Origin of the sequence: Streptomyces sp. NPDC050416, from assembly GCF_044458845.1 — a bacterium.
Classification (GTDB): Bacteria; Actinomycetota; Actinomycetes; order Streptomycetales; family Streptomycetaceae; genus Streptomyces.
Genome location: NZ_JBITII010000008.1, coordinates 251207 through 265255, shown reverse-complemented (window position 1 = coordinate 265255; position 14049 = coordinate 251207). Strand labels below are relative to the sequence as shown.

The 14049-nt window shown below is 71.4% G+C and carries 14 protein-coding genes and 3 pseudogenes; 7 read left to right on the top strand and 10 right to left on the bottom strand.

What is annotated here, in order from left to right:
• Window position 1 precedes the first annotated feature (1 nt).
• The 4 genes from ACIBL4_RS25745 to ACIBL4_RS25730 all read right to left on the bottom strand — a co-directional run bounded on the left by ACIBL4_RS25745 (window position 2) and on the right by ACIBL4_RS25730 (window position 3634).
• The gene (locus ACIBL4_RS25745; RefSeq protein ID WP_399413945.1) at window positions 2–778 is read right to left on the bottom strand and encodes a crotonase/enoyl-CoA hydratase family protein; all 777 of its coding nucleotides are present in this window, start codon (window positions 776–778) and stop codon (window positions 2–4) included.
• Window positions 779–805: 27 nt separating this feature from the next.
• Window positions 806–1975 (bottom strand): CaiB/BaiF CoA transferase family protein, encoded by a 1170-nt coding sequence (locus tag ACIBL4_RS25740; RefSeq protein ID WP_399413943.1) that lies wholly within the window; start codon window positions 1973–1975, stop codon window positions 806–808.
• A gap of 156 nt (window positions 1976–2131) precedes the next feature.
• A complete protein-coding gene (locus ACIBL4_RS25735) occupies window positions 2132–3043 on the bottom strand; it encodes a LysR family transcriptional regulator (RefSeq protein WP_399413941.1) in 912 nt (303 codons plus the stop codon).
• A 90-nt stretch (window positions 3044–3133) separates the two neighbouring features.
• The gene (locus ACIBL4_RS25730) at window positions 3134–3634 is read right to left on the bottom strand and encodes a GNAT family N-acetyltransferase (protein ID WP_399413939.1); all 501 of its coding nucleotides are present in this window, start codon (window positions 3632–3634) and stop codon (window positions 3134–3136) included.
• 337 nt (window positions 3635–3971) lie between these two features.
• On the opposite strand from ACIBL4_RS25730, the gene ACIBL4_RS25725 reads away from it, so the two are divergent.
• Window positions 3972–4526: a DUF4232 domain-containing protein gene (locus tag ACIBL4_RS25725; protein ID WP_399413937.1), complete on the top strand. Its 555-nt coding sequence runs from the start codon at window positions 3972–3974 to the stop codon at window positions 4524–4526.
• Here ACIBL4_RS25725 and ACIBL4_RS25720 read toward each other — a convergent pair.
• Together ACIBL4_RS25720 and ACIBL4_RS25715 are read right to left on the bottom strand one after the other, a co-directional pair.
• Window positions 4483–5049 carry an ABA4-like family protein gene (locus ACIBL4_RS25720; protein ID WP_399413935.1) on the bottom strand — a complete coding sequence of 189 codons (567 nt, stop codon included), beginning with the start codon at window positions 5047–5049 and terminating at the stop codon, window positions 4483–4485. The genes ACIBL4_RS25725 and ACIBL4_RS25720 overlap by 44 nt on opposite strands.
• Complete coding sequence (locus ACIBL4_RS25715; RefSeq protein WP_399414156.1) at window positions 5046–5966, bottom strand: hypothetical protein; 921 nt, start codon at window positions 5964–5966, stop codon at window positions 5046–5048. Before ACIBL4_RS25715 ends, ACIBL4_RS25720 begins: the two co-directional genes overlap by 4 nt.
• 191 nt (window positions 5967–6157) lie before the next feature.
• Between ACIBL4_RS25715 and ACIBL4_RS25710 the strand changes: the two genes are divergently transcribed.
• The 4 genes from ACIBL4_RS25710 to ACIBL4_RS25695 all read left to right on the top strand — a co-directional run bounded on the left by ACIBL4_RS25710 (window position 6158) and on the right by ACIBL4_RS25695 (window position 10017).
• A complete protein-coding gene (locus ACIBL4_RS25710) occupies window positions 6158–6799 on the top strand; it encodes a MerR family transcriptional regulator (protein ID WP_399413933.1) in 642 nt (213 codons plus the stop codon).
• Window positions 6800–6861: 62 nt separating this feature from the next.
• Complete coding sequence (locus ACIBL4_RS25705; RefSeq protein ID WP_399413931.1) at window positions 6862–8043, top strand: sensor histidine kinase; 1182 nt, start codon at window positions 6862–6864, stop codon at window positions 8041–8043.
• Window positions 8040–8747, top strand: coding sequence for a response regulator (locus tag ACIBL4_RS25700; protein ID WP_399413929.1), 708 nt, complete (start codon window positions 8040–8042; stop codon window positions 8745–8747). The genes ACIBL4_RS25705 and ACIBL4_RS25700 overlap by 4 nt, the downstream gene beginning before the upstream one ends.
• A gap of 97 nt (window positions 8748–8844) precedes the next feature.
• Window positions 8845–10017, top strand: coding sequence for a serine hydrolase domain-containing protein (locus tag ACIBL4_RS25695; RefSeq protein ID WP_399413927.1), 1173 nt, complete (start codon window positions 8845–8847; stop codon window positions 10015–10017).
• A gap of 30 nt (window positions 10018–10047) precedes the next feature.
• On the opposite strand, the pseudogene ACIBL4_RS25690 reads toward ACIBL4_RS25695, so the two are convergent.
• The 3 genes and pseudogenes from ACIBL4_RS25690 to ACIBL4_RS25680 form a co-directional block, all read right to left on the bottom strand.
• Window positions 10048–10143: pseudogene (locus tag ACIBL4_RS25690) on the bottom strand (DNA-binding response regulator); the annotation flags it as partial.
• Between the two features lie 193 nt (window positions 10144–10336).
• Complete coding sequence (locus tag ACIBL4_RS25685) at window positions 10337–10837, bottom strand: RNA-guided endonuclease InsQ/TnpB family protein (RefSeq protein ID WP_399414154.1); 501 nt, start codon at window positions 10835–10837, stop codon at window positions 10337–10339.
• 132 nt (window positions 10838–10969) lie between these two features.
• Window positions 10970–11660 (bottom strand): annotated as a pseudogene (locus ACIBL4_RS25680) (MMPL family transporter); the annotation flags it as partial.
• Between the two features lie 348 nt (window positions 11661–12008).
• On the opposite strand from ACIBL4_RS25680, the gene ACIBL4_RS25675 reads away from it, so the two are divergent.
• Together ACIBL4_RS25675 and ACIBL4_RS25670 are read left to right on the top strand one after the other, a co-directional pair.
• Window positions 12009–12212 carry a cold-shock protein gene (locus ACIBL4_RS25675; RefSeq protein WP_010032345.1) on the top strand — a complete coding sequence of 68 codons (204 nt, stop codon included), beginning with the start codon at window positions 12009–12011 and terminating at the stop codon, window positions 12210–12212.
• 157 nt (window positions 12213–12369) lie between these two features.
• Window positions 12370–13803, top strand: a complete 1434-nt coding sequence (locus ACIBL4_RS25670) for a DEAD/DEAH box helicase (RefSeq protein ID WP_399413925.1) — start codon at window positions 12370–12372, stop codon at window positions 13801–13803.
• 97 nt (window positions 13804–13900) lie between these two features.
• On the opposite strand, the pseudogene ACIBL4_RS25665 reads toward ACIBL4_RS25670, so the two are convergent.
• Window positions 13901–14014 (bottom strand): annotated as a pseudogene (locus tag ACIBL4_RS25665) (glycosyltransferase); the annotation flags it as partial.
• Window positions 14015–14049 lie beyond the last annotated feature (35 nt).

Here is a 14049-nt window from a genome sequence, read left to right as displayed (position 1 = left end):
CTCACCGTCCCGTCCACCGCGCGGGGCGGCGCTCGGCGAAGGCGGTCATGCCCTCGCGTACGTCCGCCGAGGCCATCAGGGTCTTCATCTCCCCGCGCTGGAAGGTGAAGGCGTCGGCGTCGGGCGCTCCGTCGGCGGCGCGGACGACGCTCTTGACGGCCGCGAGCGCCAGCGGCGCGTTCTCCGCGAGCCGTTCGGCCAGCCGAAGGGCCTCGGCGACGGCCTGCCCGGTGGCGGTGACCCGGTTGGCCAGGCCCAGTTCACCGGCGCGGCGGCCGTCGACGGGGTCGCCGGTCAGCAGGAGTTCCATGGCCAGGTGGTGCGGGATGCGCTTGGGCAGCCGGATCACGCCGCCGCCCGCCGCGATCAGGCCGCGCTTGACCTCGGGCAGCCCGAACCGGGCGTCCTCGGCAGCGACGATCAGGTCGCAGGCCAGGGCCAGTTCGAAGCCGCCGCCCATGGCGTAGCCCTCGACGGCGGCGATCAGGGGCTTGGCCGGTTCGGCCTCGGTCAGTCCGCCGAAGCCGCGGCCCTCGACCTCGGGCGACTCGCCGCGCAGCGCGGCCTTGAGGTCCATGCCGGCGCTGAACGTGCCGCCCTCGCCGGTCAGGACACCGGCCCGCAGCCCGGGGTCGGCCTCCAGTTCGTCCAGTGCGGCGGCCAGGCCGGTGGCGACCGCGGCGTTCACGGCGTTGCGGGCCTCGGGGCGGTCGAGGGTGATCAGCAGGGTGGAGCCGATGCGTTCGGTGCGTACGACGGGGGTGGTGGGAGTGCTCATGGCTGTCCTCCTGTGACGGTCGGACGGTCAGCTGGCCGCGGTGTCGAGCTCGGCGAGGACGTCCTCGGTGTCCTGGCCGGCGACCGGCGCCAGGCGGCGGATCGAGCCGGGCGTGGCGGAGAAGCGCAGCGGGATGCCAATGGTGCGGACGGTGCCCTCGGTCGGGTGCTCGACGGTGTCGAGGAGGTGGCCGTCTCGTACGTAGGGGTCCTCGTGGGCGCGGTCGAGTTCCAGCACGGGGGCCATCGGGATGCTGTGCTTCGCGCACACCTCGGCCCACTCGTCGGTGGTCAGCGCGGAGGCGCAGGTCTCCAGGAGCGCGGCCAGGTCCTCGTGGTCGGCGCTGTCGATGGCGTCCCCGTTCACCCGCGGGTCCTCGGCGAGGTCGGGGCGGCCGGCGGCGGTGAAGAAGTCCCGGTAGTTCTGCGGGTTGTACGGCATGACGCAGGCCAGGCCGTCCTTGGTGCGCACCGCCTTGTGGCCCTTCAGCATCGACAGGGCGAAGCCGGTGGGGCCGGTCTCGGGCACGTGGGTGTGTCCCGCCAGGTGCTCGACCAGGTTGAACGCGATGAGGGTGTCCGTCATCGGGATCTCGACGAGCTGGCCCTGCCCGGTCCTGTTCCGGTGCAGCAGGGCGGCGAGCACGCTGTAGGCGATGGTCAGGGAGGAGACCTTGTCACCGATGATGGTCGGCAGGTAGACGGGCTCGCCCAGCGCCCGGTCGGCGATGTCGACCAGGCCGGACGCGGCCTGCACGGTCTCGTCGTAGGCGGCGTTGCCCGCCCGGTCCGAGTCGCTGCGGAAGCCCTGGGCGTGCGCGTAGACGAGGCCCGGGTTGCGGGCGGCGATGTCGTCGTAGGACAGGCCCAGGCGGTGCAGTGCGCCCGGCCGCATGTTGGTGATCAGCACGTCCGCGGTGTCGATCAGCTTCAGCGCCCGCTCGCGGTCGGTGTCGTCCTTGAGGTTGAGGGCCACGCTGCGCTTGTTGCGGTTGACGTTGAGGTTCAGCGGGGTCATGCCCGGCGTGGTGCGGTAGTGGCCCACGCGCACGGTGTCGGCGGGCGACTCGATCTTGATCACGTCGGCGCCCAGGTCGCCGAGGATCTGTGCCGCGTAGGGGCCCATCACCACGGTCGACAGGTCGATCACGCGGATGCCTTCCAGGGGGCCGGTGGCGGTGTCCGTGATGTCCGTCATCGCTCTTCCTTCAACTCCTCGCTTCGCCATGTATGTGTATCTGGAAACTAAGTTAGCAAGGGGGAGCTGAGAAACGGAAACAAACGGAGTGACCAATAGACGAAAGGCGGCATGACCGCAGTGGTCATACCGCCTTTGGCGAATACTTTTCGCGGGTCAGGTGTGAAGCGGCTCGGCGAAGATCTCGCGGGCGGCGGCGGCGACTTCCTCCAGGTCACCGCCGTGCGCCCGGTCCTTGCGCCAGAGCAGACCGGTCTCCAGCCGGGGGTGGAAATCCGAGAAGGGCAGAACGGCCACATTGTCGAGACGGTAATTCTGCACGGGGCTCCGTGAATCCAGCATGGAAATCGAAAAAGCCAGGCCGCTCGACACTATCTCGGAAACTCCCTCGAACGTCGCGCTGCCGATTTCGATCCGTTTCTTGATGCCGAGTTCGGCCAGTTGCTGGTCGAGACCGCGGAAATAGGCGTTGGTGACGGCCGTGGGCGAGCCCGCGTAGGCGAGTCCGGACAGTTCGGCCAGGGCGATCGACTCCCGCCCCGCGAACCGGTCCCTGGGCACGACCGCGCCGAGGCGCTCCGACATCACCGGCAGCTGTTCCAGGGCCGGGTCGCCGCCGACCGGAAGCCGGGCCAGGGTCAGCGCCAGCCTGCCGTCGCACACCGCGCCGACCAGCCGCTCGGTGCCGCCCGGCCAGCGTTTGATCTCGAACCGGTCGCCGACCCGCTCGGCGAGGGCGGCCATGCGTGCGCGCAGGTCCGGATGGATGCCGCTGGGGACACCGAGCAGCAGGGTGGTCCGCCGCGGCCGGGTCGTCTCGTCCAGTCGCCACTGGATGGAGTCGACCTGCTCCAGGACCCCGCGGGCGATCGGCAGCAGCGCGCTGCCGGCCGGGGTGAGCCGCACATGGTGGGTGTCGCGGTCGAACAGCCGGTGCCCGAGTTCGTTCTCGAGGTCCTTGATCCGCCGGCTCAACGGGGAAGCGGCCATGTGCAGTTTGCGGGCCGCGGTGGAGAAGTTCAGTTCTTGGGCGACGGCGACGAAATAGCGCAGGTGCAGGAGCTCCACGCGGTTCACCCTAACGGCTGCGGGCTGCGGTCCCCGGGGGGCCGTGGGGCCGGGCAGTCCCTCCTCCATCAGCTCCTACTCCAGCAGCTCCTACTCCAGCAGCGTGAAGGACTTGGGCGCCCCGCCCGGCTGCGGCTTGCCCTCCTTGTGGCCGACGACGCGGTAACCGGCTGCCCGGTAGTAGGCATTGAGCTGTGCGTTGCCCGCCAGGCAGTCCAGACGGACCCGGGTCCGTCCGGCCTCGGCCACCCGGCGTTCCGCGGCCTCCAGCAGCCGTCGTCCTGTCCCGGGCGGGGCGGTGCCCCGGTCCACCATGAGCCGGTGCACGTACCCGGCCACGGGCGGCTGTGGTCCCCAGGCGTCCTCGCCCTCCCACCACAATTCCCAGGCTCCGCCGGCGCCCCCGCCGCCCTCCGCGAGCCACACCTCGCCGTGTGCCATGACCCGGCGGAAGTGCTCCTCGCTCAACTCCCCCGGCCGCCACTGCCCGGTGATGCCGCGGGCCGGCATCCAGCGAGCCGCGTCGTCGCGGAGGCGGACGAGGACGGGCAGATCGGCCTCGGTGGCCGGGCGGACGCGTAGATCATTCACGCGGGGATCGTCGCACAACCGTCCGATGCCGGTCCGTCAGCACCTCCAACACCCGCCCTCCATCCCGTTCGGCGTCCCACAGGTGGGACGTTCCCCCTGGTCAGAGCCGGTGCTGTCGTTCCAGCGTTCCAAAGATCCGAATGGAATGGCGGATGGGACGGAACGTGGCACAGGCTTGGGTCATCGAAGCCCGCCGCCCCGTTCGAGGGCGGTGACGCCGATCCCACCTTCCGGTTCCGGCCGCGCATCTGTCCGGTCGACGCCCATTAACCGGAGGAACTCGTTCCGGAAATTCGGAACTGAGGAAACTCGACACTCAGAGAAAGCAGTTCCTCGCATGCGTATCGCACAGCGCTTCACCACCCGTGTGGCCGCCTCCTCCCTGGTCGCCGCCGCCGCTTTCGCACTCGTCGGTGTCCAGGCCGCGGGCCAGACGGCCTCCGCCGCCACCCCGCAGAAGGCCGCCGCGACCGTCGACTGCACCGCGGCGAACACGAAGCTGACCGTCGACAAGGTCTCCCGGCCCATCAACACCCTGCTGCTGACGGCCACCAACACCGGCACCAAGCCCTGCAACCTCTACGGTGCGCCGTACCTCGCCGCCGGCGCCGGCGCCCAGGCTCCCGTCCCGTGGCTGGACTCCAGCAAGCCCCAGGCCGTGGTGACCCTGGCTCCCGGAGAGTCCGGGTACGCCGGCATCGGGACCTCCAGCCCTGACGGCTACGAGGGCCACATCGCCAAGACCCTGGGCGTGGACTTCTCGAACAAGAACCTGAACGGCTCGCTCGGCAAGGGCGCGACGCTGAAGCTGCCCGACGGCGGCGTGTACTTCAACAGCGCCAACTTCGTCACGTACTGGCAGAGCGACGTGTACGACGCGCTCTTCGGCTGAGCCGACCTGCGTCCCACGGCACCGCCGGTGATGGCGGTGCCGTGGGACGCGGAGCACCTGAAGAGGTCCGCCCGGACGCGTTGTTCGGGGCAGCGGAAGGCCTCGCCCTCTGTACCCACACCGCACGCACCCCCAGGAACACCAGCAGCCCGAACGGCGACAGCAGGATCGTGAGGACCAGCAGCGGTCCCATCAGCAGGGCGGGGATCTCCAGCCGCCGGCCCTCCCGGTACATCCACTGCCCGATCAGCAGATCCCAGGCGATGACCTGCGCCCAGACGGCACCGGCCCCGTCCGGGAGGGCCGTCAGCTCGCGGAAGCTGCCGAGGTCCGGGCTGCTGACCGCGGTCCACAGCTCGGGGAACACCGGTACCGCGAGCGCGACATACACGAAGAGCACCGGCAGCACGGTCAGCGGCGACCCGGCGATGCGAGCCGTCGGCCCCCACGCCGGCGCGAAGATCATGAGCAGCCAGACCGGTGCGGCCAGGAGGAAGGAGAGCTCGAAGAGGAATCCGGTCATGACACGAGATCCTTCGAAGCGGGAACGCCTGTCGCGTCCGTCACCCCGTGTGGAGGAGAGGTCCGGCCCGTCCGCAGAGCCCCGTACACCCCGAGAACTACGGCGAGCAGGACCAGCCCGGCCGCCCCCAGCGTCACCCCGTCCGGGCGGAACAGCGGCTGGCCGCGCAGTGCCTGCCAGAGGAGCAGCGCGAAGACGGCCGCGTACCCACCCGAGGCGAGCAGGACGAGACGCAGCCGGATCCGCTCGTCGGCGAGGCGGGTGAAGCGCGGTGCGAGGACCGTCAGCGCCATGAGGAGCAGCGGCAGGAGTTGCAGGGCGTGCATGCCGAAGAAGTGCGGGATGCGCAGATCACCGCCGGTCGTGGACCAGCCGGTCAGCGGCATCGAGGGACCCCCGTCCGGCACGCCCACGCTGTGCGCGCCGACCACCTTGGAGACGCCGCGCTCCTGCCCCGGCGCGGGTTGGGTCATCAGGAAGCCGACGGCGGCCCCGGCCAGCGCCAGCAGGATCCCGGAGCGCATCGCCCAGGCGGATGCCCGGTCGGCGATCCGGGCGCGCAGCAGCAGCACGGCGACGACGAGCGTGCCGGCCCACAGGACGACGACCGTGACGGCCATCGCGTTGAACAGGGCCTCGTCGAACGGTGTCTCGTGGTTGAAGTGGCTGCGCTTGCCGCGGACGACCTGCCCGGTGATGATCACCATCTCGACGAGGCTCGCCAGCGCGACGACGGTCCCCGCCCACCAGCCCACGCGCCGCCGGCCGGGCAGCAGCGACAGCATCCAGGCGAGCGACAGGCAGTACGCCACGAACGACACCGCGAACTTGAACGGCTTGGCCCAGATCGGCGCCCCCACGAGGACACGGTCGTCGACCACGATTCCCACCGCGGACACGACCGCCATGACCGCCATCGCGGCCGAGAACACCACCAGCGGCCGATGCCAGGACGTACGTAAGAACTCCATGCCCACTCCTGAGTCAGATGACCAACTAATGGATAGCGGCACTATCCGCTATCGGATAGCCCCACTATCTATCATGGGAGCCGGGTCGGCAAGGGCCGGTCCCACGGGCAGGGCGGATTTCGAGGAGTGAACCGGCGTTGCGCATCGGAGAGTTGAGCCGGAGGACCGGGGTGCCGGTGCCGACGATCAAGTACTACGTCCGTGAAGGGCTGCTCCCCGGGGGCGAGCTGACCAGCCGCAACCAGGCGAGTTACGACGAGACACACGAACGCCGGCTCCGGCTGATCCGCGCCCTGCTCGACGTCGGCGGCATGAAGGTGGCGGAGATCGCGGACGTCCTGGCGGCCGTCGACGACCCGGACCGCCCCCTGCACAAGGTGCTCGGCGCGGCAGCCGACCGCATGGGCGGCCCGCCCGCCGACCAGGACGACGCCGAAGCGGCGGCCGCCCGCACCACGGTGTCCGACCTCATCTCCCGACGCGGCTGGCGCACCCACGCCTCGAACCCCGCCGCCGCCGACCTCTCCAGAGCCCTGGCCGCCCTGACCCGGCTGGGCCACGGAACCTTCGCCGAACTCCTCGACACCTACGCCGAAGCCGCCGAACAGGTGGCCCGGGCCGACCTCGCGTACGTGGACCGGCGGGTCGCGGTCGAGGACATCGTGGAGGGCGTGGTCATCGGCACGGTCCTGGGCGAGGCGGTGTTCAGCGCACTGCGCCGCCTCGCCCATGTCGACGCCTCGGCCAGGCTGTACGGGGCGGAGGACGGGACGAGCTAGTCGGCAGGTCGCCTTCCGGACTCCCGGTGCGCCGCACCGGGGGTCGTTACCGTGTACTCCCTATGGACATACGCGGGGGCTTACGGGAGTGGTGGGAGCGCGGGCGGGAGCTGGGGGCGGCCAATCCGCTCCTCGTCGACATCGGTGTCGCGCTCCTGGTCCAGACCGCGATGACCATGCCGTTCGTCGTGCCGCGTGCGGCCGGGGCGCCGCCGGCGACCTGGGCCGCGTACGGGCTCAGCACGCTCACCGTGCTGCCCCTGGTCTGGCGGCGGCGCGCCCCCGTCGCCGTGCTGTTCGCGGTGCTGGCCGCCAACGGGCTGTACCAGCTGACCGTGGACGGGCCCGGGCAGCCGCTGCCGTACACCGGGCTCGTGGTCGTGTACACCATTGCCGCACTGTCGCCCGCGCGCAAACGGCTCGTCACCGGGCTCGTGTTGCTGGCCGCCGTGCCGGCGGGCGTGTGGCTCAACACCCGGTCGGCCCGGGAACTGACCTTCTCCGTCTTCGTGGTCGCCGCCGCCTATGTCTTCGGGCGGCTCACGGACGCCCGTCAGCGGGCGCACCGCGTCGAGGCCGAGCAGGTCGCCGCCCGCGAACGGGCCCGGATCGCAAGGGAGATGCACGACATCCTCTCCCACGCCGTGAGCCTGATGATCGTGCAGGCGGAAGCCGGGCCGGTGGCCGTGCGGGCCGCGCCGGACCGGGCCGAGGCCGCCTTCGACGCCATCTCCGCTACCGGGCGGGACGCCATGACGCAGTTGCGCCGGATGCTGGGGGTGCTGCGTGAGGGTGACGACGACAGCGATGGCACCGGACCGCGCGGACCGCAGCCCGGAGTCGCGGAGTTGGCCGGTCTGTGCGACCGGGTGCGGGCCGGGAGCGGGCTGGATGTGGTGTACCGGACCGCGGGGGCCGTCCGGCCGGTGCCGGGGGCGGTCGGGACGACCGTCTTCCGGGTGGTCCAGGAGGCCCTCACCAATACCGTCCGGCACGCCGCTGCCCGTACCGTGACCGTACAACTGACCTATGGGGACGACGACTTGATGGTGTGTGTGACCGATGACGGGCGGGGGCCGCAGACCGGGGGCGCCGGTCGCCGGGGCGGGCACGGGCTCGTCGGGATCCGGGAGCGGGCGGTGGCGCTCGGAGGGAGCGCGGTGACCGGGCGGGGAGCGGACGGGCGGGGGTTCGAGGTGCGGGTGCGGATTCCCGTGGCGGCCGCGGTGGAGGCCGGGCGGTGACGATCCGGGTGGTGGTCGCCGACGACCAGGAGCTGGTGCGCAGCGGCTTCGCGCTGATCCTGGACGTCCAGCCGGACATCGAGGTCGTCGCGGAGGCGGGCGACGGGGCCGAGGCCGTCGAGGCGGTGCGGCGGCATGCCCCCGATGTGGCGCTGCTCGACGTGCGCATGCCGCGCATGGACGGGATCGAGGCCTGCCGGTCGATCAGCGCCGCGAGCGACTGCCGCACGGTGATGCTCACGACGTTCGACTCCGACGAGTACGTGTACGACGCACTGCACGCGGGCGCGAGCGGCTTCCTGCTCAAGGACGTCCGCCGGGACGATCTCGTGCACGCGGTACGGGTCGTCGCCCGGGGGGACGCGCTGCTCGCACCCTCCGTGGCCCGGCGTCTGGTGGAGCAGTACACGCGCTCCACCAGGCACCCGCGGCCCGCCGCCCGGCTGGACGTGCTGACCGGGCGGGAGCGCGAGACGCTGCTGCTGCTCGCCCGCGGCCTGTCCAACGCCGAGATCGCCGCCGAGCTGGTGGTCAGCGACCACACGGTCAAGACGCACGTCGGCAACGTGCTGGCCAAACTGGGCCTGCGCGACCGGATCCAGGCCGTGATCTGCGCGTACGAGACCGGGCTCGTCGCGGCCGGGGATCCCCCGCCCGGGGGAGCGGACCGGGCCGGCCCCTCCCCCGCGTCGGCGAGGAACTGACCCTCCGAGACCCCCTGCGCGGGCGATCCGCCCGGCACCCCCGGTCCCGAGGATGGAGCCGTACCCACAACACCGGCTCACACCCACGGAGTTGACCATGCCCCGTACCGCTTCCCTGCTGGCCGCCGTACTCCTCGCGGGCGTCGTGGCGGTGCCGTCCGCCCTCCCGGCCGCCGCCGTCACACCTCCTGACCGGGCCCCCGCCCACCTGGCCGCCCAGCCCCGGAACCCCGCACTCGCCGCCGCCATCGCGGGCCTTCCCAGCGCCGACGCGACCGCCGCCCTCGTGCGGGTCGGAGGCGACGAGGGCGTCTGGCGGGGCAGTTCGGGCGTGCACGATCTGCGCACCGGCCGGCCCGCCGATCCGGGCGCCCGCTTCCGCGCCGGTTCCGTGACCAAGGTCTTCACCGCGGCCGTCGCCCTGCAACTGGCCGCCGAGGGCCGACTGGACCTGGACCGCAGCGCCCGCTCCTACCTGCCCGAGCTGATCCCGGCGACGTACGGGGACGTCACCGTCCGGCAGCTCCTGAACCACACGCACGGCATCCCGGCCTCCGACTTCCCCGGCACCACGGTCGAGGAGTGGTACGCCGACCGCTTCCGGGTCCACGACCCCCGGGACGTGGTCCGCTCGGCGACCTCCAAGAAGCCCGAGTTCGCGCCGGGCCGGCGGCAGCACTACCTCAACATCGGCTACACGATCACCGGCCTGCTGATCGAGCGCGTCACCGGTGACACGTACGAGCGTCAGGTCGCCCGGCGGATCCTGCGCCCGCTCGGGCTGCACGACACGTACCTGCCGGGGAAGAACCCGCGCATCACCGGCCGGCACAACCACGGTTACCAGATCATGCGGCTGGACGACGGCACGACCGGGCTGCGCGACGTGTCCGTGTGGGGGTCCACGGACGGCTGGGCGGCCGGGGCCATCATCTCGACGACGGCGGATCTCGAACGGTTCACCAAGGCCCTGTTCCAGGGCCGCGTCGTGCGCGGACCGCTCCTGGAGGAGATGTTCACGCTGCCGCGGGTGACCGACTTCGGGACTGGGGAGCCGGCCGCGTACTCCGTCGGCCTGTCGATGAAGGTGCTCGGCGGCCGCGAGGTGTGGGGCAAGACGGGCGGGCGCTGGGGCTACAACGCGGCCATCGCCTCCACCCGCGACGGCTCGCGCACCCTCGTCTACAGCGTCAACTCCACGGACGCCAAGGGCCAGGACATGAACAAGGTCGCGGAGAACATCATGGTGGCGGTGTACGGGCGGCCGTAACAGCCCTCGCACGGGCGGCCTCAGCAGCCTTCACACGGTCGGCGGAGCCGCCCGTACCAGGCCCGTCTGGTAGGCGATGACGACCAGTTGGGCACGGTCGCGGGCGTTCAGCTCGGTCATGGCCCGTTGACATCCTCCCCCCTTGAAAGAGGGGGATTCCAACCCAGGTGGGTTGAGGTTCACGGGCGCTCGAACGGCCGGTGGCCGCTGTCACCCCTCCGGCACCGGCTGAGCGCCGGGGGCGGGGGAAACCGCCCTGTCCTGCCGCGACGTTGTTCGCTGCGTTCTCATCAGCGTTGCAGGTGAACCCGCAGGACACTCAGACGAAGTCGGCTTGGCTCTTGCGCGACTTCTTCTCGATCCATCCACAGGCGGAACACCGCAGAGACGTGAAGGGCGCGGGGACGTCCTCGACCCGGCCCGGAGCCTTGTCCTGCGTACGCTGCCGCAGCAGCCCCCAGCCCTGGGCGAGGATCACCCGGTTCAGTCCGGCCTTCTGCCTGACCCTCTTACCGGGCTGCTCGACCGTCCCCTTCACCGAGCGGGTCATGTTCTTGATGTTCAGCTTCTCGAACCGCACCAGCCCATAGGCGCGGGCGAGCATGGTGCTGGTCTTCTCGCACCAGTCCTTACGCCGGTCAGCTTCGCGCGCCTTGAGTCTGGCGCCCTTGGGGGCTCGAGCAGCCCGGCGCTGGTGCTTGCGGATCCGGGCACGTTCCCTGACGGTGAGCTGCGGACCGTTCAGCTTCCGCCCGTCGGACAGGGCTGCGGTGATCTTCACACCCCGGTCGATGCCGATGACCTCACCCGCGCCGGGCACGTCGAGCGGCTCGGGGAGGACGGCGAACGCGATATGCCACTGCCCGTTACGGAAGGTGACACGGAACGTCTTCGCGGCGGGCAGGCAGGCGCCTTTGCCCTTGCGGGACAGGCGGAAGCGCACCCACCCGCAGCCGGGCACCTTCGCCAGGGTGCCGGTGGTGGTGGACAGGCCGAGGGCCTGGGACAGGGTGAGGATCGTGGCCATGCTGACGCCGACGCCGATGAGGGCGGTCAGCAGGGGCAGCCCGGCGGCGGCCAGGGAGCCGAAGGTGACGAGCAGCACGAGGACGGCGATGGTGACGCCTATCACCTCGGCCGAGCCGCCCGGCCCGGTGTTGTCCTCCAGCGCGGTGCCGCCCGCCTCGACGAGGGCGCGCTCCAGATGGGTCCGGCTGGCGTCGCTGAGCTCCTCCGCCCCGACCTTGTAGGTGACGGTCGCGAAGGCGGTCGAGCCGTCCCTGCTGATCGTCTTCCCCTGGAACGGGTCGACGGCGCTCGCGACCTGCGTGCCGTCGCCGAGGTCGATCACGGCCTTCTCGATGGCCTGCTTGTTGTCGGCCGCGGTCACCCTCTCGCCGCCGGGCGCGATGAACACGACCCGGGCGGTCGCCCCGTCGGCCGTGGCCCCGGGGAAGCGCTGTTCCATCAGGTCGAACGCCTTCTGGGACTCGATGCCGGGCATCGAGAATCCCTCGTCGGCGGCGCCCGGGGCCTTGAGGGCGCCGAGCCCGACGGCGGCCAGCACGGCCGCCCAGACCAGGGCGACGTACCAACGTCGCCGGAAGGGCCAGTCGGCCCACTCGATACAGAAAAGTCGCCACGGCAGCAGGTCTCCACATCCGGTGTCGATCGTCTGCCAAGGCTCTCCGGCCGCGGGCCGTCCCGTCGTCGTGCGGCTGCCGACAATCCTGGCTACTCGCCACGCAGTACGAGCGGGCCTCCCGTACACCTCGGGTACGAGATTCCCGGGCCATCCGGCGCGGCCTGTGCTACCGTCGTTGTTGTTGCAGTTTTGGTTCCCAGAGACTTCGAGTGCTCTATCGACCTTTGTCGACGAGCACTCTTTTTAGTTTTCGAGGATTTTCGGATCTCTCCGAGGGTGATCATTTCAGCAACTCCGAGTCCGTAAAGTGCGGGCCTCGGGTTTGTCCCCCTAAGGGAGATTCAGCATGGCATCTGGCACTGTGAAGTGGTTCAACGCGGAAAAGGGCTTCGGCTTCATCGAGCAGGAGGGTGGCGGTCCTGACGTGTTCGCCCACTACTCGAACATCGCCACCTCCGGCTTCCGCGAGCTTCAGGAAGGCCAGAAGGTTACCTTCGACGTCACGCAGGGCCAGAAGGGCCCGCAGGCCGAGAACATCGTCCCTGCCTGACGCTGACGCGTCCGACGTGACCGGGGCCCGCACCGTGAGGTGCGGGCCCCAGCCTCGTTCTCATCCAAAACCCGGCTCAGTGTTGCGAATCCTGGTGCGGCCCCTTCCGGCCGCCGGGCATTCCCCGATACGTGTGCCGCATCGAGGAAGGATCCCCTTGGATCGCACCGCTCGCAAGAACAACGGCTCGCCCCACTCCCGTAAGGCGGCGGGCCGCAGTGTCTCCGCCCGTACGGCCGGTGCGGGCCGCGGCGGCCCCCGGCGCCGTACCGCCCCCGGCGGGGAGTTCGCGCCGCCCGCCACCCTCACGCCGGCGCTGCCCGCCGTCGACGACTTCGCCGGACTCGCCCTGCCCGAGCGGCTGTTGACCGCGCTGCGCGCCGAGGGCATGACCGTGCCGTTCCCCATCCAGGCGGCGACGCTGCCGAACTCCCTGGCCGGCCGGGACGTGCTGGGCCGCGGGCGCACCGGGTCGGGCAAGACGCTCGCCTTCGGTCTCGCCGTACTGGCCCGCATCGACGGGCAGCGGGCCGAGCCCCGGCAGCCGCTGGCCCTCGTCCTCACCCCCACCAGGGAACTGGCCCAGCAGGTCACCGACGCGCTCACCCCCTACGCCCAGGCGTTGCGCCTGCGGCTCACCACGGTCGTCGGCGGCATGTCGATCGGCCGCCAGGCGAGCGCGCTGCGCGGCGGCGCCGAGGTCGTCGTCGCGACGCCCGGCCGGCTCAAGGACCTCATAGACCGCGGCGACTGCCGACTCGACCGTGTCACCGTCACGGTGCTGGACGAGGCCGACCAGATGACCGACATGGGCTTCATGCCGCAGGTGACCGCCCTGCTCGACCAGGTGCAACCCGGGGGCCAGCGGCTGCTGTTCTCGGCCACGCTGGACCGCAACGTCGACCGCCTGGTCCGCACCTACCTCCACGACCCCGTCGTGCACTCGGTCGACCCGTCCGCCGGCGCGGTCACCACGATGGAGCACCACCTGCTGCACGTGGAGGACGACGACAAGCACGCCACCACGACGGAGATCGCCGCCCGCGACGGCCGCGTGATCATGTTCCTGGACACCAAGCACGCCGCCGACCGGCTGGCCAAGAAGCTGCTGGCCGTCGGGGTGCGCGCCTCCGCCCTGCACGGCGGGAAGTCCCAGTCGCAGCGCACCCGCACGCTGGCCCGGTTCAAGGACGGCGAGGTCACGGTCCTGGTGGCCACCAACGTCGCCGCCCGCGGCATCCACGTCGACAACCTCGACCTGGTCGTGAACGTGGATCCGCCCGCCGACCACAAGGACTATCTGCACCGGGGCGGCCGGACCGCCCGGGCCGGCGAGTCGGGCACCGTCGTCACGCTGGTCCTGCCCCACCAGCGCCGCGAGACGGCCCGCCTGATGGCCGACGCCGGGATCACCCCGCGCGTCACCCGGGTCCGCTCGGGCGCGGAGGAACTGACCCGCATCACCGGCGCGCAGGCCCCCTCGGGCGTACCCGTCGTCCTCACCCCACCGCCCTCCGAGAGCGGCCCCACCCGCACGGGTTCCACCCCGCGCGCCCGCCGCGGCAGGCCTTCCCGAGGCCGCCGCCGCTGACCCGCTCCGCGACCGCTCCGTGACGCGCGCGCTGCGGATGATCGACGTGGCCGAGCGGGGCTGAGGGTTCGGCGGTACCCGGAGCCACGCCCCTCAAGGGCGCCTCGCCCGAGTCGCCGACGACGACCGGCAGTCCGGCGGCGGCCGCCTCCAGGAGCACGACCCCGAGGCCCTCCACCTCCCTGCGCACCCTGCGGATCCGGCACGACATCAGGGTCGACCGGCCCTGCTCGACCCGGCGGAGCA